Origin of the sequence: Streptomyces sporangiiformans, from assembly GCF_005768555.2 — a bacterium.
GTDB lineage: Bacteria > Actinomycetota > Actinomycetes > Streptomycetales > Streptomycetaceae > Streptomyces > Streptomyces sporangiiformans.
In genome coordinates, this window is sequence record NZ_VCHX02000169.1 from 13,727 (window position 1) to 40,209 (window position 26,483).

At 69.5% G+C, this 26,483-nt stretch carries 22 protein-coding genes, 2 pseudogenes and 1 riboswitch; of the genes and pseudogenes, 1 reads left to right on the plus strand and 23 read right to left on the minus strand.

Features of this window, described 5'->3' with window-relative positions:
* Positions 1-159: 159 nt before the first annotated feature.
* Both FGD71_RS29130 and FGD71_RS29135 read right to left on the minus strand, forming a co-directional pair.
* Entirely contained in the window at positions 160-1,113 is a 954-nt protein-coding gene (locus FGD71_RS29130; RefSeq protein WP_119103525.1) for a M23 family metallopeptidase, read from the minus strand.
* Positions 1,114-1,115: 2 nt separating this feature from the next.
* Positions 1,116-1,279: riboswitch (cyclic di-AMP (ydaO/yuaA leader) on the minus strand.
* A gap of 302 nt (positions 1,280-1,581) precedes the next feature.
* Complete coding sequence (locus tag FGD71_RS29135) at positions 1,582-3,651, minus strand: alpha-galactosidase (protein ID WP_119103526.1); 2,070 nt, start codon at positions 3,649-3,651, stop codon at positions 1,582-1,584.
* A 168-nt stretch (positions 3,652-3,819) separates the two neighbouring features.
* On the opposite strand from FGD71_RS29135, the gene FGD71_RS29140 reads away from it, so the two are divergent.
* Complete coding sequence (locus FGD71_RS29140; protein ID WP_119103527.1) at positions 3,820-4,617, plus strand: tyrosine-protein phosphatase; 798 nt, start codon at positions 3,820-3,822, stop codon at positions 4,615-4,617.
* 50 nt (positions 4,618-4,667) lie between these two features.
* Here the strand turns inward: FGD71_RS29140 and FGD71_RS29145 are convergent, their stop codons facing one another.
* From FGD71_RS29145 to FGD71_RS29235, 21 genes and pseudogenes are all read right to left on the minus strand, one after another.
* Positions 4,668-4,793 (minus strand): DUF6126 family protein, encoded by a 126-nt coding sequence (locus FGD71_RS29145; RefSeq protein ID WP_119103528.1) that lies wholly within the window; start codon positions 4,791-4,793, stop codon positions 4,668-4,670.
* Positions 4,790-5,422, minus strand: a complete 633-nt coding sequence (locus tag FGD71_RS29150) for a helix-turn-helix domain-containing protein (protein ID WP_119103529.1) — start codon at positions 5,420-5,422, stop codon at positions 4,790-4,792. The genes FGD71_RS29145 and FGD71_RS29150 overlap by 4 nt, the downstream gene beginning before the upstream one ends.
* An 86-nt stretch (positions 5,423-5,508) precedes the next feature.
* On the minus strand, positions 5,509-6,918 hold the full coding sequence (locus FGD71_RS29155) for an aspartate aminotransferase family protein (RefSeq protein WP_119103530.1): 1,410 nt from the start codon (positions 6,916-6,918) through the stop codon (positions 5,509-5,511).
* On the minus strand, positions 6,915-8,810 hold the full coding sequence (gene dxs / locus FGD71_RS29160) for a 1-deoxy-D-xylulose-5-phosphate synthase (RefSeq protein ID WP_119103531.1): 1,896 nt from the start codon (positions 8,808-8,810) through the stop codon (positions 6,915-6,917). Before dxs ends, FGD71_RS29155 begins: the two co-directional genes overlap by 4 nt.
* A gap of 153 nt (positions 8,811-8,963) precedes the next feature.
* Positions 8,964-9,202 (minus strand): annotated as a pseudogene (locus FGD71_RS49180) (flavodoxin-dependent (E)-4-hydroxy-3-methylbut-2-enyl-diphosphate synthase); the annotation flags it as partial.
* A gap of 1 nt (position 9,203) precedes the next feature.
* Positions 9,204-10,193 (minus strand): annotated as a pseudogene (gene ispG / locus FGD71_RS29165) (flavodoxin-dependent (E)-4-hydroxy-3-methylbut-2-enyl-diphosphate synthase); the annotation flags it as partial.
* Between the two features lie 4 nt (positions 10,194-10,197).
* On the minus strand, positions 10,198-11,220 hold the full coding sequence (gene hpnH, locus FGD71_RS29170) for an adenosyl-hopene transferase HpnH (RefSeq protein ID WP_119103532.1): 1,023 nt from the start codon (positions 11,218-11,220) through the stop codon (positions 10,198-10,200).
* Between the two features lie 5 nt (positions 11,221-11,225).
* On the minus strand, positions 11,226-11,870 hold the full coding sequence (locus FGD71_RS29175; protein WP_119103533.1) for a phosphorylase family protein: 645 nt from the start codon (positions 11,868-11,870) through the stop codon (positions 11,226-11,228).
* Positions 11,867-13,876: a squalene--hopene cyclase gene (shc, locus tag FGD71_RS29180; protein WP_119103534.1), complete on the minus strand. Its 2,010-nt coding sequence runs from the start codon at positions 13,874-13,876 to the stop codon at positions 11,867-11,869. The genes FGD71_RS29175 and shc overlap by 4 nt, the downstream gene beginning before the upstream one ends.
* Positions 13,877-13,987: 111 nt before the next feature.
* Positions 13,988-15,118 carry a polyprenyl synthetase family protein gene (locus FGD71_RS29185; RefSeq protein ID WP_119103535.1) on the minus strand — a complete coding sequence of 377 codons (1,131 nt, stop codon included), beginning with the start codon at positions 15,116-15,118 and terminating at the stop codon, positions 13,988-13,990.
* Positions 15,115-16,470, minus strand: coding sequence for a hydroxysqualene dehydroxylase HpnE (gene hpnE / locus FGD71_RS29190; RefSeq protein ID WP_119103536.1), 1,356 nt, complete (start codon positions 16,468-16,470; stop codon positions 15,115-15,117). The genes FGD71_RS29185 and hpnE overlap by 4 nt, the downstream gene beginning before the upstream one ends.
* 236 nt (positions 16,471-16,706) lie before the next feature.
* Entirely contained in the window at positions 16,707-16,847 is a 141-nt protein-coding gene (locus FGD71_RS48040) for a DUF6380 family protein (protein WP_219925804.1), read from the minus strand.
* A complete protein-coding gene (gene hpnD / locus FGD71_RS29195; RefSeq protein WP_119103537.1) occupies positions 16,847-17,797 on the minus strand; it encodes a presqualene diphosphate synthase HpnD in 951 nt (316 codons plus the stop codon). Before hpnD ends, FGD71_RS48040 begins: the two co-directional genes overlap by 1 nt.
* The gene (hpnC, locus tag FGD71_RS29200; protein WP_119103538.1) at positions 17,794-18,696 is read right to left on the minus strand and encodes a squalene synthase HpnC; all 903 of its coding nucleotides are present in this window, start codon (positions 18,694-18,696) and stop codon (positions 17,794-17,796) included. The genes hpnD and hpnC overlap by 4 nt, the downstream gene beginning before the upstream one ends.
* A 424-nt stretch (positions 18,697-19,120) precedes the next feature.
* On the minus strand, positions 19,121-19,924 hold the full coding sequence (locus FGD71_RS29205; protein WP_162931247.1) for an ABC transporter ATP-binding protein: 804 nt from the start codon (positions 19,922-19,924) through the stop codon (positions 19,121-19,123).
* Complete coding sequence (locus FGD71_RS29210; RefSeq protein WP_119103539.1) at positions 19,917-20,849, minus strand: ABC transporter permease; 933 nt, start codon at positions 20,847-20,849, stop codon at positions 19,917-19,919. The genes FGD71_RS29205 and FGD71_RS29210 overlap by 8 nt, the downstream gene beginning before the upstream one ends.
* A gap of 96 nt (positions 20,850-20,945) precedes the next feature.
* On the minus strand, positions 20,946-21,839 hold the full coding sequence (locus FGD71_RS29215; protein ID WP_119103540.1) for a glycosyltransferase family 2 protein: 894 nt from the start codon (positions 21,837-21,839) through the stop codon (positions 20,946-20,948).
* Positions 21,836-22,618: a CDP-alcohol phosphatidyltransferase family protein gene (locus FGD71_RS29220; protein WP_119103541.1), complete on the minus strand. Its 783-nt coding sequence runs from the start codon at positions 22,616-22,618 to the stop codon at positions 21,836-21,838. Before FGD71_RS29220 ends, FGD71_RS29215 begins: the two co-directional genes overlap by 4 nt.
* Entirely contained in the window at positions 22,596-23,657 is a 1,062-nt protein-coding gene (locus FGD71_RS29225) for an iron-containing alcohol dehydrogenase family protein (RefSeq protein WP_119103542.1), read from the minus strand. Before FGD71_RS29225 ends, FGD71_RS29220 begins: the two co-directional genes overlap by 23 nt.
* On the minus strand, positions 23,645-24,397 hold the full coding sequence (locus FGD71_RS29230; RefSeq protein WP_119103543.1) for a phosphocholine cytidylyltransferase family protein: 753 nt from the start codon (positions 24,395-24,397) through the stop codon (positions 23,645-23,647). Before FGD71_RS29230 ends, FGD71_RS29225 begins: the two co-directional genes overlap by 13 nt.
* Positions 24,394-26,229 (minus strand): DUF5941 domain-containing protein, encoded by a 1,836-nt coding sequence (locus tag FGD71_RS29235; protein ID WP_119103544.1) that lies wholly within the window; start codon positions 26,227-26,229, stop codon positions 24,394-24,396. The genes FGD71_RS29230 and FGD71_RS29235 overlap by 4 nt, the downstream gene beginning before the upstream one ends.
* Positions 26,230-26,483 lie beyond the last annotated feature (254 nt).

Here is a 26,483-nt window from a genome sequence, read left to right on the forward strand (position 1 = left end):
GGGACGCGCAGTCGCAGGTCCTCGCCGCCGAGGCGATAGAAAGCGCTTGCCGAGACCATGACCACTGTGACGGCAGACCGCCACCGTTGTCGATCCCCCAGCACGCGGAACGGGGACCACTCGGCTGCCCGAGTGGTCCCCGTCGCTGTGCGGGAGGTGTCAGACGGTGACGCCGTGCGCGCGCAGGAACGCCACCGGGTCCACGTCCGAGCCGTAGTTCGCAGTGGTGCGGATCTCGAAGTGCAGGTGCGGACCGGTGACATTGCCGGTCGCGCCGGAGAGGCCGATCTGCTGCCCCTCGGTCACGGACTGCCCGGCCGAGACGGAGAGGGAGGACAGGTGGGCGTACTGCGCGTAGTGGCCCTCGTTGAGCTTGATGACGACCTGGTTGCCGTACGCGCCGCCCCAGCCGGCGGAGACGACGGTGCCCGCACCCACAGCCTTGAGCGAGGTACCGGTAGGCACCACGAAGTCGACACCGGTGTGGTAGCCACTGGACCACATGGAGCCCGCCAGGTGGTACGGGGTGCCGACGCCCGCACCCGCGACGGGCAGGGTGAAGCCGCTTGAAGTGCTCGGCGAGTCCGCCGGCTTGGCAGCCGTGGTCGTCGTCGCGGACGACGGGGCGGCGGCCTTGCTCTTGGCGGCACCCGAGTCGGCGGCCTTGCTCTTGGCGGCACCGGAGCCGGCGGCCTTGCTCTTGACTGCACCGGAACTGGAGGCGGCCTTCTTGCCGATCGCCAGCTTCAGGCCCGGGTGAATGAGCGCCGGATCGTCGCCGATGGCCCGGCGGTTGTCCGCGTAGAGCTTCTTCCAGCCACCACTGACGTGCTGCGCCTTGGCGATCTTGAAGAGGGAGTCACCCTTCTTCACCGTGTACGTGCGGTTCGCGGCCTTCTTCTGGGCCGCCACCGGAGCGGACTTGGCGGCCTTCTCCGAAAAGGATTCGGCCTTCTTGGAAACAGATACAGGGGCGGTCTCGGGAGTAGCGGCGTGGGCGCCGGTCGCCCCCAGAAGCGGCAGCGCGAGCGCGGCGCCACCCGTTCCGGCGACGGCGATCGAGCGGGTGAGACGCTGGGACTTCGGACGGCGGTGCTTACCCTTCGCGGGCATGGCGAATTCCTCTCCGGCGCCTGCGAGGTGAGCTGTCGGGTGCGAGCTGGAGATGCCCGGCCACGTTTTCGCGCGGCTTTACCCCTAGCCAGTTCCGGAGACCGGAACAGGCGTTGTACCTGTGGGTCCCCCGCTCCTGCCGTACACGGGTCAGTGTGTGCGGATTCCGGGCGGCGGCAGGATTGGGCGTCCGTCCGGATTGGTGGCGAACGTAAGCGAACAAGACGCACAGGGACAAGCTTTGGGTTGCCTATGTGTCCCATTCTCTTGATCCTTGACCGATATCTCGGTCACGGTGCGTCAATTGCCGATCTCCGTGAATTCCCGAAATCCCCGAGAACACAGTTGAATTACGTGAACATGGCGACAGCGGACCGTCACGAATATGACGCTGCTCACGGCCTACCGACCCAGTGGCCTCCATTCCAGGGCGAGTTTGAATGAAGGCCACCAATGTGGACATAACACTCACATACGACGCAGGCGGAAAACTGCCGCATCGAGGTCACCGCGCAACCCCGTCCGCAACCCCTGATGCAACAGCACCGCACCTCGGTGTACTTCGCCCGTTTCGAGGCATTCGTACACTGCAGTCGGGTCGAGTCCGCGCAGTCGCACCGACCCGACGGGCTCGCCATGGCGCTGGGCCTGCAGCCAGGCAAGGACGACGGCCCGGTCCCCGTGGACGTACTGCACCGCGCTCAGCCCGCCCTCCGGCGCCCGCAGCCGGTAGAGGTCGCCGCGCTGCACGACGGGCCGGATCTCCTTGTAGAGCTCCACCCACTCCCGCGCCTCGGCGAGCTCCTCCTCACTCCACTCGGTCAGGTCTCCGCCGACGCCGAGGACCCCCGCCATGGCGCTCACGAATCGGAAGCGCAACGAGCTGACGCGCCCGTTGAGCTGCGTGTTCGGGCTGTCGGTGACCCAGGCGGCCATGACCCGAGCCGGGTGCAGCTGACTGAAGCCGTGCTGAAGGGCGAGCCGGTCGAGCGGATCGGTGTTGTCCGAGGTCCACACCTGGTCCGTACGGGCCATGATCCCGAGGTCGATCCGGCCGCCACCGCCCGAGCAGGACTCGAAGGCGACACCCGGATGCGCGGACCGCAAACGGTCCAACAGGCCGTACAGCGCATGCACATGATCGACCCACAGCCTTTGCGGATACGGCTCGTCCGGCCATCCGGCGTCCGTGAAGCAGCGATTGAAGTCCCACTTCACATAGTCGATGGGCGCGCTGGACAGCAGCTCGTCCAGTCGCTCCCACAGGTACTCCTGAACGTCCTCGCGCGCGAGGTTCAGGACCAGCTGATTGCGCAACTCCGTGCGCCTGCGCCCCGGCTGGAACTGCACCCAGTCGGGATGCGCGCGGTACAGCTCGCTGTCCGGGTTGACCATCTCCGGCTCGACCCAGATGCCGAACTGCATGCCGAGCGCGTGCACATCGTCGGCGAGGGGCTTGAGTCCCGCCGGGAAGCGGTCCACGTTGGGCGTCCAGTCCCCGAGCCCGGCACGGTCGCTGGTCCGCGCCCCGAACCAGCCGTCGTCGACCACGAACAGCTCCACGCCCATCGCCGCCGCCCGACGCGCGAGTGCCCGCTGCTGCTCCTCGGAGATGTCGAACTCCGTGGCCTCCCACGAGTTGTAGAGCACGGGCCGGTCCTGCTCGGCGTCCGGAATCACATACGCCCGCTGGTAGGCGTGCCAGGCACGGCTCGCACCGCCGAAGCCGCCGTCGCTCCACAGCCCCGCGAAGACGGGCGTGACAAAGCTCTCCCCCGACGCCAGCCGCACCAGGCCCGAGTCGTCGTAGCCGGCCCCGCCGGTGATCTGCACGCGCGCGTCCGGGAGTTGGGCCACGGCGATCCGCCACGATCCGGACCACGCGAGCGCGCACCCGAACACCTCGCCGCGCTCCTCGGTCGCCTCCTCGTCGAGCGCGACCCACGGCAGATGCTGATGGCCGGTGTGGCCGCGCCGGCTGCCGATGACCTTCTCGCCGTAGGTGAGGTCCGTTCGTACGAGCCGGGACTCGGCCGCCCAACGCCCGTGCAGCTGCGACAGCCGCCAGCCGTCCCGCTCGGGCAGCGTCCAGGTGGCGGAGTCGGCGCGCAGGACCTCGACGGCGGGCCCTTCGTTGACGAGGGTCACCCAGCGCTCCACCACGTCATGGCGCATCCGGTAGTGCAGCGTGATACCGAGCCCCGCGTCCAAGAAGCGCAGGCGCAGTTCGTCGCCGTCCGTTTCGTACGTCTCGAAGCGCCACTCCGTGCCGCGCCGCTCGTCCGTGCGCACGGACAGCGCGGGCCGCACGAAGCGGGGGCCGCCCTCGACCGGGTACTCCTCGTATCCGTCGAGCGGGGACTCGAAGGGCCAGTACTGCGGACCGGGGTGGGCGGCGAGCGCTTCGGCATCCGCGAGCGCGATGCGCGGCCCCCAGTGCAGATGCGTCAACTCGTCCTCGTCAGTGACCCGGAGGGCATAACTGCTCGTAGGCCCCGACAGAAGCCACGTGCGACCGGTCTCGCTGATCTCAATCATCAAACCCTCACAGATCCGAACAAGCGCGCTCAAGCCCGAACATCATCCAATCGCATGTGCCTCGGATGCAACGCCTGTGGACAACTCATTGCCCCAGGAATCTATGTCGTATGGTCGAGAACGCGCCCCGCCGACAACAGCGTCGGCCGCCGAATGGGAGGAGCCCCCGTGACGCAGCAGGTCCCGTCGACCGAGCCCGAGCTGACCGGAGTGCGGAACTTCCGCGATGTGGGCGGCCTGCCGACGGTGGACGGCCGACGAGTGGCGTACGGACGGCTGTTCCGCAGCGGCCATCTCGCGCACGCGACGCAGGACGACGCCGCGTTCCTCGCCTCACTGGGCCTGCACACGATCTTCGACTTCCGCAATGCCGCGGACAAGAGGCTGGAGGGCCCGGACGTCGACCTGCCGGGCGTGCGCAATGTGAACCTGCCGCTGACCGACCCGGCGCACGGCGCCGAGTTCTGGAAGATGGTCCGCGACGGCGACCTGGACCAGCTGCGCTCGATCCTCTCCGACGGCAGGGCCGCGAACCGGATGATCAGGTCCTACCGCGAGATCATCAAGGAGCGCACTGCCGAGCACAGCCAGGTGCTGCACGCGCTCGCCGAGGACAGCGTGCCCGCGCTCATGCACTGCGCGGCGGGCAAGGACCGCGCGGGCATCTCCATCGCGGTGACTCTCCTCGCGGTCGGTGTCGAGCGCGAGGCCGTCACGACGGACTATCTGAAGTCGAACGCCACGCACCGGCGCTACAAGGTACGCCGCAGCAGCACCGCGGCCGACGGCTACTCACCCGAGGTCATGGAGCTGCTCAACCCCCTCTTCGACGCCCGCGCCGAATATCTCGCGGCGGCGTTCGAGACGATCGAGGAGACCTGGGGCGGATTCGACGCCTATCTGGAGCAGGCCCTCGGCGTAACCCCCAAGACACGGGAGCGGCTGCGGCAGCGTTTCCTGGACTGACGCACCGGCGCCACGTCTGGCTCGGCACCACGTCGATGCCGGGCCCCGCGTTACCGGTTCTGCGCGCCGAGCGTGAACAGCAGGTAGATGAAGGCCGCGAAGAGATGCCCGACGGCCACGTAGATGATGAGCCGCACCCACAGACCACGCGGCAGCTTCTCTTCCATGTTGCTCATACGTCGTCTCCTGTGGACGTCGGGCCCAGGCACAGCGTGGCCGTGGGGCTCTGCAGCAGGGTGTGTACGAAGAGCAGGTCGGCGCCCTCCCGGTCCGCGGCCGCGATCCGGTGCGGGGTCAGCGAGTCGAAGTGCGCGCTGTCGCCGGGCGCGAGCAGATGCGCGGTGTCGGCGAGACGCAGCCGCAGCCGTCCCTTGAGGACGTACAGCCATTCCTCGCCCGGGTGGACACGCACGATGTCGCCCTGCGCCCCGTACGGGACGTGCACGCGCAGGGACTGCATGCCCCGCCCCGCCGCGCCGGCCTGCCAGTACGTCCAGCCGCCGGCCCGCGTGGGTTCCATGTCGGCGGCGCGCACGACGGCGTCCCGGTCGGCGACCGTCTCGCCGAGCAGCTCCGAGACGGTCGTACCGTAGGTGCGGGCGAGCGCGAGGAGCATCGGCAGAGACGGCTGGCGCCGCCCGGTCTCCAGACGGGAGAGGTGGGCGGGCGACAGCCCGGCGGTACGGGCCGCTGTCTCCAGGGTGAGTGAGGCGCGGCGCCGTAGCTCACGCAGCTGCGGCGCGACGGCGGGCAGCGCGTCGGCCGCCTCCGGCTCGGCAGGGTTCGTACCCTCGGCAGGCGTCATGCCTCCGATTCAGTCAGAGGCTTGCCCCAGCGGCAAATTTGTTGCCTCTGAGGCAAAAGACCGACAGCGGCTTCGGCCACCGCCTCTCAGCGGTTCGCCACCGCCTGCTTCACCAACGTCTTCCCGAAGTCCCACATCAGCCCACCACCGTGGTGCGCGTCGTCCATCACCTCGGTGAAGGCGTCCACGAACCGGTCCACGTCCCGCTCGCCGATGATCAGCGGCGGGATCAGCTTGATCACCTCCAGGTGGTCACCCGAGACCTGAGTGAGGATCCGATGCCGCTGGAGCAGCGGCACGACCACCATCTGCGCGAACAGGCCCTTGCGCGCGGCCTGGAGCATCGTCCAGCGGCTGCGCAGTTTCAGCGACCTCGGCCTGCCGAACTCGATGCCGATCATCAGGCCCCGGCCGCGTACCTCGCTGAGCAGCTCGTACTTGTCCACGAGCGCGGAGAGCCGGGACCTCAATCGCTCTCCCATGGCGCGGGCGTTCGCGACGATCTCCTCGTTCTCCATCACGGAGAGCACGGCGAGGCCGGCGGCCATGGCCTGTGCGTTGGATCCGAAACTCGCGGAGTGCACGAGGACGCGGTCCATCGACGAGTAGACCTTCTTGAAGATCCAGTCCTTGCCGAGGGTCGCGCCCACGGGCACATAGCCGCCGGACAGTGCCTTCGCCACGCACACCAGGTCCGGCTCGACACCGTCCTCGTGCTGGTAGGCGTAGAAGTCACCGGTGCGTCCGAGGCCCGTCTGCACCTCGTCCGCGATGAGCAGCGCCTTGTGCCGGTGCAGCAGCTCCTGGGCGGCGAGCAGATATCCGGGCGGCGCTTCGTGCACGCCCTTGCCCTGGATCGGCTCGACGATCAGCCCGGCGACATCGCCCTTCCTCAACTCCTTGGCCAGGGTGTCCAGATCGCCGAGTGGAACCGCGGTGTCGGGCAGCAGCGGCGCGAAGCCGTCGCGGAACCCTGACTCGCCGTTCACGGACAGCGAGCCGGTGGTCAGGCCGTGGAACGCGTGCGAGCAGTACAGAACGCGCGGCTTCCCGGTCGCGTACCGGGCGAACTTCAGCGCCGTCTCCACGGCCTCCGTACCGCTGTTGCCGAAGAACACCCGGTCCAGATGCGGGCTGTGGGTGAGGAGTCGCTCGGCGAGCAGGCCCGGCAGCGGTTGGCAGTCGAAGCGGGTGAGGTCGGCGAGCGAGGCGTCGAGGACATCGTGCAGCGCCTTGCGGACGACGGGGTGATGACGGCCCAGGCCCATCACCCCGAATCCGGCGAGCATGTCCAGGTAGTCGTTGCCGTCCGCGTCCCAGAAGTGCGCGCCCTCGGCCCTCTCGTAGATCTTGTCGAAGCCGATGGTGTGCAGCATGCGCGGGAGCTGGTGGTTGAGGTGGCGTGCGTGGAGTTCGTAGCGCTCGGCTCCCCGCGCGGCGAGGAGTCTCCCGAGATCGAACTCCTCGGACTGCGCAGAGGGTTCCGCGGTCGTCATTCCTGTTTCTCCTTGGACATGTGCTCCTGGGTGGCCAGACCCGCGCTGATCCGTCCCGCGATCTCGACGGGCGTGAGCCCGATGTCGGCCAGCACCTCCCCGCGCTTGGCGTGCGCGAGGAACTGCTCCGGAATGCCGAAGCGCCGTACGGGAACGTCGACTTCGGCATCGCCGAGCGCGAGGGCGACCGCCGCGCCCACGCCGGAGGCCCGGCTGTTGTCCTCGACGACGGCGACCATGCGGTGCTCGGCGGCGAGGCCGGGCAGCGCGGGGTCGACAGGCTTGACCCAACGGGGGTCCACGACCGTGCAGTTGACGCCCCGCGCCGCCAGCAGCTCGGCCGCCTGGAGGCACACCGGCGCCATCACGCCGACGGCGACCAGGAGCACCTCGGGCCGCTCGGCCCGGTGCAGGACGTCCACACCGCCCACGCGGTCGACCGCCGGGACCGCCGGTCCGACGGACTCCTTGGGGAAGCGCAGCAGCGTCGGGGCGTCGTCCACGGCCACCGCCTCGCGCAGCTGGGCCCGCAGCTGGTCGGCATCACGCGGCGCGGCGATCCTCAGCCCCGGCACGACCTGCAGGATGGACATGTCCCACATGCCGTTGTGCGAGGGACCGTCCACTCCCGTGACACCGGCCCGGTCGAGCACGAAGGTCACGCCGCAGCGATGCAGCGCGACGTCCATCAGAAGCTGGTCGAAGGCACGGTTGAGGAAGGTCGCGTACACCGCGACGACCGGATGCAGACCACCCGTCGCCAGCCCGGCGGCGGACACCGTGGCGTGCTGCTCGGCGATGCCGACGTCCCACACCCGGTCGAGAAACCGCTCCGCGAACTTCGCCAGCCCCACCGGATGCAGCATGGCCGCCGTGATCGCCACGACGTCCTCGCGCTCCTCACCGATCCGCACGATCTCGTCGCCGAACACCGAGGTCCAGGTGGGGCCGCCCGAGGGCGCGAGCGGCTCGCAGGTGAGCGGGTCCATCACGCCGACCGTGTGGAAGTGGTCCTCCTCGTGCGCGAGCGCGGGCTCGCAACCGCGCCCCTTCTCGGTGAGGCAGTGGACGATGACCGGCCCGTGGAACCGTTTCGCGCGCCGCAGCGCCGACTCCACGGCCGCGACGTCGTGCCCGTCTATGGGACCCACGTACTTCAGGCCCAGGTCCTCGAACATGCCCTGCGGCGCGAACGCGTCCTTGAACCCCTTCTTCGCGCCGTGCAGCGACTCGAAGAGCGTGTTCCCGATGACCGGCGTACGGAGCAGCACGTCCTTGCCCCAGGCCAGTACCTTCTCGTAGCTGTCGGTGGTCCGCAGCGTCGCCAGATGGTTGGCCAGCCCGCCGATGGTCGGCGCGTACGAGCGTTCGTTGTCGTTGACGACGATGATCAGCGGCCGGTCCTTGGCGGCCGCGATGTTGTTCAGCGCCTCCCACGCCATGCCGCCGGTGAGCGCGCCGTCCCCGATGACCGCGACGACGTGCCCCCTCTCGCCCTGTACCTCGCGGGCCTTGGCGAGCCCGTCGGCCCAGCCGAGCGCGGTGGAGGCGTGGCTGTTCTCGATGATGTCGTGCTCGGACTCCTCACGCGACGGGTAACCGGACAGGCCGCCCTTGCCGCGCAGTTTGGAGAAGTCCTGTCGTCCCGTCAGCAGCTTGTGTACGTAGCTCTGGTGGCCGGTGTCCCACAGAATGCGGTCGACGGGCGACTCGAAGACCCGGTGGAGCGCGATGGAGAGTTCCACCACCCCCAGGTTGGGCCCCAGATGACCTCCGGTCCTGGCGACCGCGTGCACCAGGAACTCCCGGATCTCTTCGGACAGTTGGCTGATCTCTGCCTCGGACAGCGCCTTCAGGTCACGTGGTCCCCGGATACTCTCCAGAATCGTCACGCTCGGGCCCCCTCTCGGTCCGTGCCGTTCCACTCGGACTTGCGTCGTCTGCCTCCACGCCGGGCAGGCACCTCTCATGTGCTGCGCTTCCGGCGGGGGGTCCGGGGGCTCGCGGCGGCGGCCGCCGATGTCACGGCCCCCGGGAAGACGCAGTCAGCTCACAGTGACGGAGGGCCTCCCCGGCGCTGTGCTCCCCGGCTCGCCTGACGCGGAGCCGTCCGCTTCCATCTGCTCGGCGATCTTCATAGCCTCGTCGATCAGGGTCTCGACGATCTTCGACTCGGGCACGGTCTTGATGACCTCGCCCTTGACGAAGATCTGCCCCTTGCCGTTGCCGGAGGCGACCCCGAGGTCGGCCTCACGGGCCTCGCCCGGGCCATTGACGACGCAGCNCCCGAGGTCGGCCTCACGGGCCTCGCCCGGGCCATTGACGACGCAGCCCATGACCGCGACGCGCAGTGGCACCTCCATACCCTCCAGACCGGCCGTGACCTCGTCGGCCAGCTTGTAGACGTCCACCTGGGCACGGCCGCAGGACGGGCACGACACGATCTCCAGCCGACGCTGCCGCAGCCCCAGCGATTCCAGGATCTGGATGCCGACCTTGACCTCCTCGGCGGGCGGCGCGCTCAGGGACACCCGGATGGTGTCCCCGATGCCCTCGCTCAGCAGCGCACCGAAGGCGACCGCCGACTTGATGGTCCCCTGGAAGGCGGGGCCGGCTTCGGTCACCCCCAGGTGCAGCGGGTAGTCGCAGGCGGCGGCCAGCTGGCGGTAGGCGCCCACCATCACCACCGGGTCGTTGTGCTTGACGGAGATCTTGATGTCCCGGAAGTCGTGCTCCTCGAAGAGCGACGCCTCCCACAGGGCCGACTCGACCAGCGCCTCGGGTGTGGCCCTGCCGTACTTCTTCAGCAGCCGCTTGTCGAGCGACCCGGCGTTGACTCCGATCCGGATCGGAGTGCCGTGGTCCTTGGCCGCCCGCGCGATCTCCTTCACCTTGTCGTCGAACTGCTTGATGTTGCCGGGGTTCACCCGCACCGCCGCACAGCCCGCCTCGATCGCGGCGAACACGTACTTCGGCTGGAAGTGGATGTCCGCGATCACCGGGATCTGCGACTTGCGGGCGATGGTGGCCAGCGCGTCCGCGTCGTCCTGCGTGGGGCAGGCGACCCGGACGATCTGGCAGCCGGACGCCGTGAGCTCGGCGATCTGCTGCAAGGTGGCGCCGATGTCCGACGTACGGGTCGTCGTCATCGACTGCACGGACACCGGCGTGCCTCCCCCTACCGCCACCGGGCCGACCTGGATACGCCGCGAGAGACGGCGCTCCGCGATCGGCCGGACCGGTACCTCGGGGACACCCAAGGAAATGGCGGTCACGACGTCACCCGTGGTTTCCGGAGACGGTCTCACGGACGGCGCGCAGGGACTCCTTCAGCGAGCCCATGGTGGCCATGACCGCGGTCGGCTCGTAGCCGCAGTGCGCCATGCAGTTGGCGCAGCGCGGGTCCTTGCCGCGGCCGTAGGCGTCCCAGTCGGTCTCCTCGATGAGTTCCCTGTACGTCGTGACGTACCCGTCGCTCATCAGATAGCAGGGCTTCTGCCAGCCGAAGAGCGAGTAGTTGGGGATCGCCCACGCGGTGCACGGGAAGTCGACCTTGCCCTCGAGGAAGTCGAGGAACAGCGGCGAGTGGTTGAGCCGCCAGCGCCGCCGGTTGCCGCCCGCGAAGGCCTTCTTGAACAGCTCGCGGGTCTGCTCCACACCGAGGAAGTGCTCCTGGTCGGGTGCCTTCTCGTAGGCGTACGCAGGCGAGATCATCATCTCGTCCACCTTCAGGTCGTCATTGAGGAAGTTGAGGACCTCGATGATCGTCTGCGGGGTGTCGGTGTTGAAGAACGTCGAATTGGTCGTCACCCGGAAGCCACGCCGCTTGGCCTCCTTGATGGCCTCCACCGCCTCGTCGAACACACCCTCCTTGGCAACGGACTCGTCGTGCCGCTCGCGCAGACCGTCGATGTGCACAGCGAACGCGAAATAGGGCGATGGCTTGAACTTGTCCATCTTCTTGCGCAGCAGCATGGCATTGGTGCACAGAAAGACGTACTTCTTCCGCCTCACCAGCTGGCGCACGATCTCATCGATGTGAGGATGCATCAGAGGCTCGCCGCCCGCGATGGACACCATCGGGGCACCGGACTCCAGCACCGCCCCCACGGCCTGGGCCACCGGCATGCGCTGCTTGAGCACTCCGGCCGGGTGCTGGATCTTGCCGCAGCCCTCACACTTCAGGTTGCACGCGTAAAGCGGTTCGAGCTCGACGATCAGCGGAAACTTGTCCCGCTTCCGGAGTTTCTGTTCAGCGAGATACGTCGCCACCTTGATGGTCTGGCGAAGCGGCATGGCCATCTGGCTCACCTCCTGGGGAGCAGCAAATTACGGTGCCATTCGAAGAAAGCGGGGAGAACGGCACGAAGAACACGGAAGGCTGATATTCCACCGCGCACCGTGCCGATCCGGACGAGTTCATGTTCTGGAGCGTCCACCACCACTCGTACGGCCGCAACCGGGCGTGCGCCCGCGCGGACGGCGCTGTGGAGCGTGGCCGCCGACTCCATGTCGACCGCGATGGCACCGGTCGCGAGCAGATCCGACCGCTCGTGTCCGCGGACGACGTGGTCGGAACCGGTGAGCGGTCCGGTGTGGACCGTGTGCCGGGGCACGGCACGCACCAGCTCCTTCACGAGCAGGTCGGTTCCCACGCACGGGGTTCGTCCGCGCGCGTCGCAGGTCTCCTCGGCGACGACCAGATCGCCGGGGTGCATGCCGGGCGCCAGTCCGGCGCAGAAGCCCGTGGCCAGGACGGCCGCGTCGGCCAGCGCCGGATCGGCGAGCGCCCGGGTGACCGCGCGCTCGGCGGCCATGGGGCCCATGCCGGTACGCAGCACGGTGACCGGGCCGTCCGCACCGCCGCCGCGGTCGCCGCTGCGCAGGGCCAGACGCTCGATGCCGAGCGCGCAGGCGATCAGCAGCGGGGCGGCGGCGGGTGTCGTACTCATCGACTCTCCGTCGCCTGCCGGCCGGCGAACGGTTCGCCATGGACGTACCGGCCGAGCGCGGTGAGCGGGAAGACCTGCCGGTAGAGGTGGTAGTTGATGGAGAAGTCCCACGGGAAGCCGGTGCCGGTGAAGTACGGCTCGTCCCAGGAGCCGTCCGCCCGCTGGGTTTCCGCGAGCCAGGTGATCGCGCGCTCCACGGCCTTGGACTCCCGCTCCCCCGCCGCGAGCAGCGCGAGCAGTGCCCAGGCCGTCTGTGAGGCGGTCGATGCGCCCCGGCCGCTCCACTGGGCGACGTCGCGGTAGGAGCGCAGGTCCTCGCCCCAGCCGCCGTCGTCGTTCTGCACCGTCTCCAGCCAGGCCACCGCCCGACGGATCGCCGGATGCGAGCCGGGCAGCCCGGCGGCGGTGAGCGCGGGCACCACCGACCCGGTGCCGTAGACGTAGTTGACCCCCCAGCGGCCGAACCAGGAGCCGTCCGCCTCCTGTTCGGCGAGCAGCCACTCGATGCCCCGGCGGGTGCGGGGATCATGGGAGAGCCCCTCGACGGCGAGCATCTCCACGACGTGCGCCGTGACGTCGGCGGACGGCGGGTCGATGACCTCGCCGAAGTCGCAGAAAGGCAGCCGGTTGGGGAAGGCGCTGGTGTTGTCGACGTCGAAGGCGCCCCACGCGCCGTTCTTCGACTGCATGCCCAGGTTCCAGCGCACTCCACGCCCGATGGCCTTCTCCACGCGCTCCGGATCGTGGTGCTTGACGCGGCGCAGCGCGAGGACGACCTCGGCGGTGTCGTCGATGTCGGGGTAGTTGTCGTTGTGGAACTCGAACGCCCAGCCGCCGGGCGGAAGCTGGGGTCTGCGTACGGCCCAGTCGCCGGGCCGGCCGATCTCCTCACCGAGCATCCAGTCCGCCGCCTTGACGAGCTGCGGATGGTCGGCGGGCAGGCCGGCGTCGGCGAGCGCGATGGTCGCCAGGCAGGTGTCCCACACCGGCGACTGACAGGCCTCGATCATCCGGGCCCCGTCCTCGCGCCACACCGCGAACCGGTCTAGGGACTCCAACCCGGAGCGCATCACCGGGTGTTCGAGGTCGTAGCCGAGCAGATGCAGCGCGATGACCGAGTAGACGGCGGGCGGCTGGATGCCTCCCCAGCAGCCGTCGTTCTCCTGCCGCTCGATGATCCAGCGGGCGGCTGTGTTCATCGCGGCCTTGCGCAGCCGGCGCGGCGCGACCTTGCGGTACGCGTGCAGTGCCTTGTCCAGCCGCTGGAAGATCCCGTCCCAACTCGCCACCGGGGCAAGCGGCTTGACGGGGTTGGGGTCGCGGGCGTCGGTGTGCAGCTCGTCGAGCGGGAAGGGCGCGGGACGTACGGGCCGCTTCGCGGAGACGACGGTGAGCGGCACGATGGTCTGCCGCGCCCAGCACCCGAAGTCGTAGATGTTGAGCGGGGCCCACTTCGGGAAGTAGATGAGTTCCGGGGGAAGTTCGGGCAGGTCGTCCCACTTCCACCAGCCGAACAGGGCCAGCCAGATCCGGGTGAAGACCCGGGCCGCGGCGATGCCGCCCTGGTCACGGATCCACGCGGCCGCCCTCTCCATGTGCGGCTCGTCGGGCGCGTCACCGGCCAGCCGCAGGGCGACGTATGCCTCGACGGTGGTGGAGAGTTCGCCGGGGCCGCCGTAGAACGTGGCCCAGGTGCCGTCCTCGCGCTGCTCGCCGCGGATGAAGAGGCCGGCGGCGTGCGTGGTCTTCTCGTCGCGGATGCCCAGGAACTGGCGCAGCAGCAGGTCTTCGGCGTCCATCGTGACGTTCGTCTCGAGGTCGCCCTTCCACCAGCCCTGGGGGGCCTGAGTGGACAGCAGGAAATCGGTGGCGCGCTGTATCGCGCGCGCGGCGGCGTCTCGGGTATCGGCTGCCCCGGTCGCCGTGGGAGTCGTGGTGTGGATTTCGCTGGCCGAGGCAGCGCGGGGCGGGAGGGCCCCGGTGCTTCCGTCGGTCGTCGCTGTCATGGCTTCCCCTTCGTGCAGTGGCATGTCTCTGCTGTGGGTCCGCCGTCGGCCGGTCCGCTTCTCCCGCAGGACCGGCCGGCGACTACGCGAGGTTTATTCGACCGATAGTGATCATCTCTTTCGTACGACGACGAAGTCGGCCAGCTCCACGAACTGGGCCCGTACCTCTTCCGGCATGTGGATCGTGTCGAGCGCCTCGATGGCGATGGTGTGCTGGCGGCGCGCCTCCTGGGCGGTCCACTCGCGGCCGCCCGCCTCCTCGATGAGCGCGGCTCGCGCGGCGAACTCCTCCTCGGAGAAGTTCTCGAATTCGGTGCTCTTGGCGTCCTCGGCGAGCAGTTGGCCGAGGCGTTCGGAGGCCGGGCCGCCCGCCGCGAGCGCGGCCACGACCGGCAGGGACTTCTTGCGCTGACGCAGATCGCTCCACGGCCGCTTTCCGGTGGCCTCCGGGTCGCCCCAGATGCCCAGCAGATCGTCCACGGCCTGGAAGGCGAGGCCGAGGTGGTATCCGTACTTCTCCAGCGTGTCGGCCGTGCGGTCGTCACCGCCGCCGAGCACCGCTCCGATGGAGCAGGCACAGGCGAGCAGGGCGCCCGTCTTGTTGCCCTCCATCTCCAGGCACTCCGAGACGGTGACCCGGTCGCGGTGCTCGTACGAGATGTCCTGCGCCTGACCGTCGATCAGTGCGCGGGTGGCGGTGGTGAGGCGGCGCGTGGCACGGCCCGCCTCGACCGTCCCGAGTTCCAGAAGGATCTCGTTGGCCAGCGCGAACAGGGCGTCGCCGACGAGGATGGCCTGGGCGGGGCCGTGCACCTTCCACACGGTGTCGCGGTGGCGGCGCTGTTCGTCGCCGTCCATCAGGTCGTCGTGCAGCAGCGAGAAGTTGTGCACCAGCTCGACGGCGACCGCACCCGGCACGCCCACCTCGGGGGCGGCACCGGCGGCCTGCGCGGACAGTACGGCGAGCGCGGGGCGCACGGCCTTGCCGCCGTCGCCCTCCGCGGGGTTGCCCTCGGCGTCGATCCAGCCGAAGTGGTAGGCGGCGACAGTGTCCATGGGGGGTGCCAGGCGGCCGATGGCCGCCCTCAGTACCGGTGTGGCCAGGGTCCGGCCGCGCTCCAGGAGCGCGGTCACGTCCACCGCGTCGGCAGCCTTCGATGCCGGGGGCACAGTGGGCACAGTCTCTCCTCTTGTTGCGGTACTGGGAGTGCGGGAGCCTGCCGCGCTCAGATCGAGCTTCACGCCGCCTCCTCGAAGAGTTCGAAGAGGTGATCGCGGGGCCGGCCCAGGGCGCTCAGCGCGGCGCCCGCCGCACTGACACCGCTGCGGACCGCACTCTCCATGGTCGCGGGCCACCCGGTGGCGGTCCACGCCCCGGCCAGGTACAGGCCGGGTGCCTTGGTGCGGGCGCCGGGCCGCAGCCGTCCGACGCCTGGGGTGGGGGCGAACGTCGCCGTACGCTCCCTGGTCACAAAGAAGTCCCTGACCTCGGCGCCGCGCGTGCCGGGCAGCAGCCGCTCCAGCTCCGGCAGATAGCGCTCGCGCAGCGCCGAGACGGGTTCGTCGATCTCGTCCTGAGCGGCCGACTGCGACAGCGCGAGGTACTGGCCCTCCGAGAGCCCGGACGCCTCGGTGCGGTCGAAGACCCACTGCACCGGGGTGCCGAGCGCGGCGAAGAAGGGCCGCTTGAGCACCTTGCGGTCGTAGACGACATGGATGTTGAGGATCGGCGCGGTGCCGATCTCCAGCAGCCGTTCGGGCGCGTCGAGTGCGCCTTCGGGCAGCAGATCGTGCGCCTCGCGCTGTGGTACGGCGAGGACGACCGCCTCCGCGTCAAGCGTCTCGCCGGGAACCTGAACGCTCCAACGGCCCTTCCCGTTGGGCAAGATGGAGGTGACGCGGGTACGGAGTTCGGTACGGACGCCCGAGGAGTCGAGCGCCTTGCGGGCCAGCCGGTCGTGCAGCTCACCCAGCGGGACGCGTGCCCAGCCGATGTCGGCCGCGCCCGGTTCGGACAGCAGGCCGGTCTTGAACACCATCGCGGCGAGCCCGAGCGACGCGTCGCCGGCGACCGCGTTGAGGGTGGCGACTCCGACGAGGTCCCACAGCGCTTCGACGGCACGCGCCGACTGACCGTGCCGGGTCAGCCAGCTGCCGAAGTCCTCGGAGTCGAGGGCGGGATCGGCGAGGTCGAGTGCCTTGAGCGCGAGCGCGGCACGTCCGACCTTGGCGCGCTCGGCGAGCGAGAGATGCGGGTAGGTGGCGAGGCTGCGCCCGAGATGCAGCGGTACGGGCAGCGCGTCGCGTCGTAGTCTGCCGAGCCGGCCCCCCGCGGGTTTCGTCACGTCGAGAACGGGCACGTCGAGACGATCCTGCAAGGGCGCGAGCGCCGCTGCGTCGATGCGCTCGAGGAACCAGCGGTACGCGGTGCAGCAGCGCAGATACACATGCTGGCCGTTGTCCACGGTGAGCACGCCCCGCTGGAAGGAGAAGGCGAGTCCGCCGAGCCGCGGCCGGCCTTCGAGCAGCGTGACACGTACGCCCGCGTCGGCGAGCGCAAGGGCGGTGGTGATCCCCGCGAGACCTCCACCCACGACGACGGCTGTCCTCTTTTCTTGAGGCTCGGTTCGCCTCCGGGGCGCTACAGCCGGTGTCGAGGCCGCGACCGTGCTCGACCCTCCTTCGTCGGGCCTCCGCGCCCCCCCAAGCTCTCGGCTTCGCTCGAGCAGGGGGGACCCCCATGCGTCCTCGACACCGGCGCGCCCCTTCGGCTCACTCGCGGAACAGCCTGGGCTCTCCGCGTCTAGCCCCTCGGGCTGTGTGGTGTCGCTCATCGTGCGCCCTCCCCCGCGGCCCGGCCGTGGTGATGGAACGGTGCACGGCAGGCCGTCGCAGTCAGGGACGCCGTCGCCGACCGGAGGGTTGCGCGCCGTTTCCCGGGAGCTGCGTCACCGTGGCCCAGGGTGTCCATCAGACGCGCCTCCTGACGGGCCGGCGGGACACATGCCGGGCGTCGAGGCCGGAGAGGCCGCGCACGGCGACGTACGCCTTCTCGCGCCCGGGCAGCGAGACGCGGCCCCGCAGAACCGCCTCCGGTTCGCGCTCGATGCGGTCGAGGAGACGTCGGTAGATGCCGGCCATCGCGGCGACGCAGGCGCCGCTGCGCCGGTCCAGCATCGGCAGCAGTCGGTAGCCCTCCGCGAAAAGCGTGCGGGCCCTTCGCACTTCGAAGTGCACGAGGCCCGCGAAGTCCGAGTCGGCCGGTGGACGTGCCTCGTTGAACCCGGCGGAGCAGCCGAACTTCGCGAGATCGTCCGCGGGCAGATAGGTGCGCCCTCCCTCGGCGTCCTCGCGAACGTCCCGGAGGATGTTGGTGAGTTGCAGCGCGAGGCCGAGCGTGTCGGCGTACTCGGGCGCACGCTCGACTCCGCGCGCTCCCGGTTCGGTGCCGAACACCCCGAGCGAGAGCCGTCCGATCGCCCCCGCCACACAGCGGCAGTAGATCTTCAGGTCCTCCCAGGTCTCGTAGGTCTCGCCGCGTACGTCCATCAGGACGCCGTCGATGAGTTCGTCGAGGCCGCCGAGCGGGATCGGGAAGTGGTCCGCCGCGTGACGGAGGGCGACCGCGACCGGGTCGATGTCGTCCTCGTCCACGGAGCCGTCGCGGACCCGGGCGAGCAACTTCCGGGTGTCTTCCAGACGGGCCGCCTTGACCTCCGGTGCGAGCGCGCCGTCGCCGATGTCGTCGACACGCCGCGAGAACGCGTAGAGCGCCGACATCGCGCGGCGCTTGGGCGTCGGCAGGAGCCTGATGCCGTACGCGAAGTTACGGGCCTGCTGTCCGGTCACTGCCTCGCAGTAGCTGTATGCGGCGAGTACCGGTGCGGACACGTGCGATGGAGACTCCACGGTCCGGATCACCCCTCTCCTCGCAGAGTCACGCCCGCCTCACGCAGCAGCCGGAGCTTGCCGGGCTTGGGCGGGCCGGGAAGTACGTCGTATTCGGCGGCGGCAATCGCGTGGATCGCCGCCTTTCCCCCCGCCACGAACCCTGCGAGCAGCAGCCTGAGTCTGCCGTGGACGCTACCCACCAGGGGGGTACCTTCATTCAGGAGGTTCCGGGCACGTTCTGCTTCGTATGCAACCAGTGCGCGCACCGACGCGCCTGCTGTGGCCGTAGCGAGATCCGCCTCCTGGACATGGAACCGTTTCATGTCCTCGGCGGGCAGATAGACGCGGTCGCGCCCGAGGTCCTCGCTGACATCCTGGAGGTGCTCGACGATCTGCAGGGCCGTGCAGACGGCGTCCGAGCGGCGGACGCGCTCAGGGGTCGAGGAGCCCGTGACCGCGAGGACGAGGCGGCCGACCGGGTTGGCGGACAGTTCGCAGTAGGCGAGCAGGTCGTCGTAGGTCTCGTACCGCTTGACCAGCTGGTCCTGACGGTTGGCCGCGATCAGACCGAGGAACGGCTCGGGGGTGAGGCCGGCGCGACGGACCGTCGGCTGGAGGCGGCGCAGCAGCGGGTGACGCGGGGTCGAGTCGAACACCTTGCGCAGGTCGGCCTCGAAGGCGTCGAGCAGGACCATCCGGTCCTCGGCCTCTTCACGAGACACCCCGAGGAGGCGGGCATCGGCGCCGCCGGGCGCCAGGTCGCCGTCACCGATGTCGTCGACGAGACGGGCGAAGCCGTACACGGCCATGAGATCGGCGCGCCAGGGCTTGGGCAGAAAGAACGGCGCCACGGGAAAGTTCTCGCCCGCGGCCTTGTCGAGGGTGGTGCGCTCCGGGCCGCCGGCGCGCGCCGTCCCGGCTGCCGTCACCGCTCGCTGCCCGGTACGCGGACGGCACACGCGTTGTGGAGCTGGAGAGTTCCCGTAGCCATTGCCGTCACATCTCCCGTTCTACACTGCCGACCCAATACATCCCATTTCGGACACGCCGCCCGGCCACTGACGCGACACGCCAGTGCCGGTGTCGCGCATTATCGCCCTACTTGCCGCGAATCAGCACCGGTACAGCTTACGTTGTACAACGTGACATGACGCGTCAGGGTGTCCTGCACATCACAACAACACACCGATTGCCGCCAAGATTCCTAATGTGGTGGAGAGTTGGATCGTTCTTTGCCCAGTGGATCTCCCCTGGGCGCCTCTTTGCCCGAGAGGACTCCGCCGGAGGCGTTCCGGTTGCGCGGCAGGACCCCGCCGGAGGCGTTCCGGCGGGGCCCAGAGGTGGTGCCGGGGCCTACTTCCCCGTGAACTTCTCGTACTCCTTGAGGACCTCGTCGGTCGGGCCGTCCATGCGCAGCTCGCCACGCTCCAGCCACAGGACGCGGTCACAGGTGTCGCGGATCGACTTGTTGTTGTGGCTCACCAGAAAGACGGTGCCGGCTTCCTTGCGCAGCTCCCGGATGCGGGCCTCGGAGCGCTTCTGGAACTTGCGGTCGCCCGTGGCGAGGGCCTCGTCGATCATCAGGACGTCGTGGTCCTTGGCGGCCGCGATGGAGAAACGCAGGCGCGCCGCCATGCCGGAGGAATAGGTGCGCATCGGGAGCGTGATGAAGTCCCCCTTCTCGTTGATGCCCGAGAAGTCGACGATCTCCTCGTAGCGCTCCCGGATCTGCTCGCGGGACATGCCCATCGCGAGGCCGCCGAGGATGACGTTCCGCTCGCCCGTGAGGTCGTTCATCAGCGCCGCGTTGACGCCGAGGAGCGAGGGCTGGCCGTCGGTGTAGACCTTGCCCTTCTCGGCGGGGAGGAGTCCCGCGATGGCGCGCAGCAGGGTGGACTTGCCGGAGCCGTTGGAGCCGATCAGGCCGATGGCCTCACCGCGATAGGCGATGAAGGAGACGCCCCGAACGGCGTGCACCTTGCGGACACCCCGCGCCGCGTCGTCGGAGCCGCGCTTGAGTATGCGGCTGAGGGCGGCGGTGGCGCTGCCCTTGCCGGTCTTGGCTCCGTTGACGCGGTAGACGATGTGCAGCTCGTCCGCGATGACAGTGGGGATCCGGGACTCGGTGTCCGGCCCGGTGGTGTTCTGCTCAGCCACGGCCGTACCGCTCCTCCGCCTTCCAGAAGTACACGAACCCGCCGATGGCGACGAGGACGGCCCAGGCACCGGCGACCGCCCACACGTGCGGGGGCAGGTTCTCGGAGCCGTAGCCGTCGATCAGTGCGAAGCGCATCAGGTCCATGTAGATGGCGGCCGGGTTCCACTGGAGGACATCGGCGATCCACTCCGGCTTGCCTTCGAGCATGATCGGGATGGAGAACATGACGCCGGACCCGTACATCCACGTGCGCATCACGAACGGCATGAGCTGTGCGAGGTCGGGGGTCTTGGCGCCCGCCCGGGCCATGATCATCGCGAGGCCGGTGTTGAAGAGGAACTGCAGGACCAGGACCGGGAGGATCAGCAACCAGGACAGCCTGGGGTAGCTGCCGAATCCGACCGCCACGGCGAACAGCACGAGCATCGAGAAGAGCAGCTGCTGGAGCTGCTGCAGCGAGAACGAGATGGGCAGCGAGGCGCGCGGGAAGTGCAGCGCCCGCACCAGACCGAGGTTGCCGGAGATCGCGCGTACGCCCGCCATCACCGAGCTCTGCGTGAAGGTGAAGACGAACACACCCGTCACCAGGAACGGGATGTAGACCTCCTGGGACATGCCACGGTCGGCGCCCAGGATCAGGCCGAAGATCAGGAAGTACACGAGCGCGTTCAGCAGCGGCGTGGCCACCTGCCACAGCTGGCCGAGCTTCGCCTGGCTGTACTGGGCGGTGAGCTTCGCCTGGGAGAAGGCGAGGATGAAGTGACGCCGTCCCCAGAGCTGGCGGACGTACTCGACGAGTCCTGGCCGGGCACCGCTCACGGCGAGCCCGTACTTGGCGGCGAGGTTCGCCGCGGAGAGCCCGTCATCGGGCGACGGAGGGGCGCTCACCGCGACTCCTCCGCCGTCATGCGTTGTCTCACTCACAAGTGGAAACTTTCGTCCTCAAAGTGCGCGGCCGGATCGGCCCCGGGCAGGATCCCGGGACCGGGTACGGCCGCATGCTCTCAGATATCGAGCTTGTCAGATGACGGGTGGTCGGCCCAGTCGCGTCAGGCGCCATACCGTACGCCACTTCATGGGACGGCGGGGGCCGCACGCGGTCGTCCAGCCCTCCTTGAAGCCGCCGAACCAGGCTTTCAGAGCAGGTCGCGAGGGGCGGCGGGCCAGGGTCAGCAGCATCCAGACGCCGAGGTAGACCGGCACCAGGAGGGTGGGCAGGTTGCGGCGCGCCAGCCAGACCCGGTTGCGGGCGACCATCCGGTGGTAGACCGCGTGCCGCGAGGGGGCCGTCGTCGGGTGGTACAGCACCATGTCCGAGCGGTAGTCGATCATCCAGCCCGCGTCGAGGGCCCGCCAGGCGAGGTCGGTCTCCTCATGGGCGTAGAAGAACTCGTCGGGCAGGCCGCCGACCTCGGCGAAGACCTTCGTGCGGACGGCGTTGGCGCCGCCGAGGAAGGTGGTGACACGCGAGTTGCGCAGCGGGTCGGAGGCCCGCAGGCGCGGGACGTGACGGCGCTGGGTGACACCGGTGTCCGGGTCGGCGATGCGGAAGCTGATGATGCCGAGCTCCGGGTCGGCCTCGAAGGCCTCGCGGCACAGCTCGGCGGTGTCATGGCGGGCGAGCAGGCCGTCGTCGTCGAGGAAGAGGAGCACATCGACGTCATAGCCGTCCGCGCCGCCGGCGCCGAACGCCTCGATGCCGACGTTGCGGCCGCCCGGGATGCCGAGGTTCTCCGGCAGCTCGATGGTGCGGACGCCTTCGGGGACGTCCGGCACCGGGGAGCCGTTGCCGACCACGACGACCTCGACCGGGTCGCCGTCCTGCTTGGCGACCGAGTCGAGGAGGGCGCGGAGTTCATCGGGGCGGTTGCCCATGGTGATGATCACCGCGCCGATCTTCATGCCCGTGCTCACTTCAGCCTGCTCGAAGCCAGGATGGACACCAGGTGCAGCAGGGTCTGCAGGATCGCGATGCCGGCCAGGACCGCGATGCCCAGACGGGTCCAGAACAGGTCGCCGCCCACCAGGTCGAGGATCGCCACGAACAGGATGAACAGGCTGGCCTCGACACCGCCGACCAGGCGGTGGAACTTGAGCGCGGCCGCGGCCCGGCGGGCCACGGCGATACCCGAGGAGCGGGGCGTGGCGGCCTCGTCCTTGACGGCGGGCAGTCCGCTGCGGGCACGGGCCACGTCGACCAGGTCCGTCTCGGCCTTGATCAGGATCGCGCCGAGCGCGGCCAGCGTGCCGAGGAAGGCCCACAGCCACTCGGGGCTCTCGGAGCCGTCGAACAGGTCGGCGCCGCGCAGGCCGAAGCCCACGAGGAGGGCCGCCTCGGACAGGTAGTGGCCGATGCGGTCCAGGTAGACGCCGGTGATCGAGGTCTGGCCCCGCCAGCGGGCGATCTCGCCGTCGACACAGTCGAGCAGCAGGTAGATCTGGATGAGGACGGCGCCGAGGAGCGCCCCGGCGAGCCCGGGCACGAGGAGTGCCGCGCCCGCCAGGATGCCCGCGACGACCATCAGATATGTGAGCTGGTTGGGCGTGATCCTGGTGTTCACCAGGTACCGGTCGCAGCGCAGCGAGATCTCTCGCATGTACAGGCGTCCCGCCCAGTGCTCACCACTGCGCCGGTCCTTCACCCCTTCGGGGTGCACGACGGGGCGCAGTTCAGCTACCGATGGCCTTGGCATAGTCGGCGTATGCGTCCTTGATCTGATCGGTGTTGAGGTCGAGGTGTTCGAGGATCGTGTAACGGCCGGGCCGGGTCTTCGGTGCGAACTCCACGACCTGGACGAACTCCTCCACGGTGAAGCCGATGTCCTCCGGGAGGACGGGCAGCCCGTGGCGGCGCAGCACCTCGGCCATGTACACCGACTCCTCGTGCGCCCCGCGCAGATACATCGCGAAGGCCGCGCCCAGGCCGCACTGCTCGCCGTGGCTGGCGGCACGCTTGGGGAAGAGGATGTCGAAGGCGTGGTTGATCTCGTGGCAGGCGCCGGAGGCCGGGCGGGAGTCGCCCGCCACCGACATGGAGATGCCGGTGAGCACCAGTCCCTCGGCGAGCACCTGGAGGAAGGCGTCGTCGCCGACGCCGCCCGGGTGCCGCAGCACGGCCTCGCCCGCCTGGCGTGCCATGGCGGCGGCCAGACCGTCGATCGCCTCGCCCTGCTCGCGGTTGGCGAGCTCCCAGTCCGCGACCGCGGAGATGTTGGACAGGGCGTCGCCGATACCGGAGCGCACGAAGCGGACCGGGGCCTCGCGGATCACGTCGAGGTCGATGACGACCGCGATCGGGTTCGGTACACCGTAGGAGCCGCGGCCCGCGTCGTTGTCGAGGGTCGCGACGGGCGAGCACAGACCGTCGTGCGAGAGGTTCGTGGCGACGGCGACCAGCGGGAGGCCGATACGCGCCGCGGCGAACTTCGCACAGTCGATGATCTTGCCGCCGCCGAGACCCACGACCGCGTCGTAGTGCCCGGACTTCATGGCGTCGGCGAGCTTGATCGCGTCGTCGATGGTGCCGCCGCCGACCTCGTACCAGCTCGCGCCCGGCAGGGCCGGAGCCAGCCGCTCACGCAGCTTGGCCCCGGAGCCGCCGCTGATCGCGACGGCCAGCTTGCCGGAGTGCGAGATGCGCTGGTCGGCGAGGACCCCCGCCAAATCGTCCAGGGCGCCCGGACGGATGTCGACGACGACCGGCGAGGGGATGAGCCTCGTCAGTACTGGCACGCGATCACACGTCCCTTGGCGAGGTCGTCGTGGTTGTCGATCTCGACCCAGCTGACGTCGCCGATGGGGGCCACGTCGATGCGGAAGCCGCGGTTCACGAGCTCCTGGTAGCCGTGCTCGTAGAACTGCTGCGGGTCGGTCTCGAAGACCGTCTTCAGCGCGTCGGCGAGCTCGTCGGCAGCCTCACCCTCTATGAGGGTGACGCCGATGTACTCACCGGTGGCCTCGGCCGGGTCCATCAGCTTGGTGATCTTCGTCATGCCCTTCTCGGGGTCGACGACGACCTTCATCTCCTCGTCGGCGAGGGACTTCACCGTGTCGAGGGCAAGGATGATCTTCTTGCCGTCGCCGCGCGCGGCGAGCAGCGTCTTCTCCACGGAGACCGGGTGCACGGTGTCGCCGTTGGCGAGGATCACCGAGTGCTTGATGGCGTCACGGCCGCACCAGAGGGAGTAGGCGTTGTTCCACTCCTCGGCCTTGTCGTTGTCGATCAGGGTGATCTTGACGCCGTACTTCTTCTCGAGCGCCTCGCGGCGCTCGTAGACGGCCTCCTTGCGGTACCCGACGATGATCGCGACCTCGGTCAGGCCGATCTCGGCGAAGTTGCCGAGAGTGAGGTCGAGCACGGTGATGCTGTCCTCGTCGCCTTCGGGTCCCACCGGCACCAGTGCCTTGGGCAGGGTGTCGGTATAGGGGCGCAGACGCCGTCCGGCGCCGGCCGCCAGCACGAGGCCGATCATGCGGGTTCTCCTTCATCGTGTACGGCGGGTGCGCCACGTCGGTGGGCGGTCACCCAGAAGCGGATGCTCTCCACGAGCACCACTAGTGCCACGGCCGCGGCGAGCGCCGCGAGCGCGAACGTGAAATCAGTGGCGGCGAGCAGCGCGGCCAGAACGGTGACCAGCAGCGTCCTGCCTTCGTGCCCGCCGATCGCCCGCACCAACCAGTGCGGCGGTGCGCCGGTGTTGCCGCGTATGCGGTACACCGTGTCGTAGTGATGGTAGGCGACGGCGGCCACCAGGCCGAAAGCCGCGGGCAGGGCTCCGTTCACCTCGGCTTTGGCGGCCAGTATCAGTACGGTGCAGTATTCGGCCGCCCGGAAGAACGGCGGAACAAGCCAGTCCAGGGCGCCCTTGAGGGGCCGCGCGAGGGCCACGGGCGACAGGAGTACGTACCCGGCGGCGCCCAGGACGGGCCACCAACTGCCGTACGGGGCAAGCCAGGAGACCAGCACCACCAGGGCTCCGGCGGCGAACGCGACGTAGGCCGGGCCGAGGCTCGCGGCGCCGGGAGCGGTGGGGGTCCCCCCGCGCGAGCGAAGCCGAGCGCGGGGGAGGGTCAAGGCCGCGGCGAAGGGGCCGGAGTCCGTGAGGTCGGCGAGTGCCTGGGCCGCGCGGTCGGTGCGCTGTGCCTTGCGGGTCAGCGACCTGAGCACGCGTCCCGCCGTGGTGTAAGTGGCCGCGAGCGCACAGCCGATGAGCAGTGCGTAGAAGGTGATACGAGGCGTCGTGGCCGCCGTGAGCACGGCGATCATCGCCCAGCGCTCGCCGATGGGCAGCACGATCATCCGGCGCACCCAGACCGTCCAGCCGACGCTGTCGAGTTTGTCCGACAGGGCAGCCGTGGGGCTGGTGTTGGCGGTGGCGTCGTGGTTCGCCTCGTTGAAGGAGAAGTCGACGACGTGCCGGCAGGTCTGCAGGATCATCGCGCCGAGGGCGAGGGCCCATACGTCGTCGCCGCCGCGGGCGGCGCCGAGGGCGAGGCCCGCGTAGTAGGCGTACTCCTTGGCGCGGTCGAAGGTCGCGTCGAGCCAGGCGCCGAGCGTCGAGTACTGCAGCGAGTAGCGGGCGAGTTGTCCGTCCGTGCAGTCCAGGACGAAGGAGAAGAGGAGCAGCAGACCGGCCGCGACGAAGCCGGCGCGGGTGCCGGTCGCCGCACAGCCGGCCGCGATCAGCGCGGTGAACAGCGAGGCAGTGGTGACCTGGTTCGGGGTCAGACCGCGGCGGGCGCACCAGCGGGCGATGTAGCGGGAGTACGGGCTGATGCAGTACGTGGTGAAGAAGCCGTCGCGGGACTTCACGGCCGTACGCAGCCTGATCGCCTCGTCGTCGATGGCGACCACGGACTGGCGGGCCTCGTTGCGGGCCTGGGGGTCCCGGGGGACGGCGGCCACGAGTTCGCCGAGATCGGGGCGGTGCAGTTCGGTGGTGTCGAGCAGCTCCGCGACGCGGTCGGCGACGATGCCGACCACCACGGAGCCGTTCGACGCGTCACCGGCGGCCGCGTGCAGCGCGCGGGCGAGCGCCGAACGGGCCGCGGGCCGGACGGTCACTGCTCCGGGGATCGCGGAGGCGTCGAAGCGGGGGTCGGTGAGCCCGATGCGCAGAGCGTGGACATGCCCCACGAAGCGGGTGTCGACGACGGCGACCCGCTGGTCCGCGGGCACGGCGGCAAGGAGCGTCTCGGCGTCGGCCGCGTCGGTGGCGACCCGCACGTCGAAGCCGAGCGACCGCAGATCGCCCTCGAGGGACGATCCGGGAACCGGCTGACCGGTGAGGATGGCGGTCGACAGACGAACTCACTCCCTGGGTTCCGACGCGTCCATGGCGCCGGGCATGTGCGTGATGGGGCACCCAGGCCGGGGGCGGCCGGGCGGCGTGTCGGCAGAGGCTATCGGATGATGAGAAGCTGCCGTTCACCGCCCGTTAACGGCCCGATCAGCACGGGCTGAGTGCTGCGCCTGCTGCGATCATCATCGTGGATCCGGGGCCCGCGCCCCAAATCGCGGACGCAGAACAGAACTTTCCGGGGCAAGGTTCGCACTCC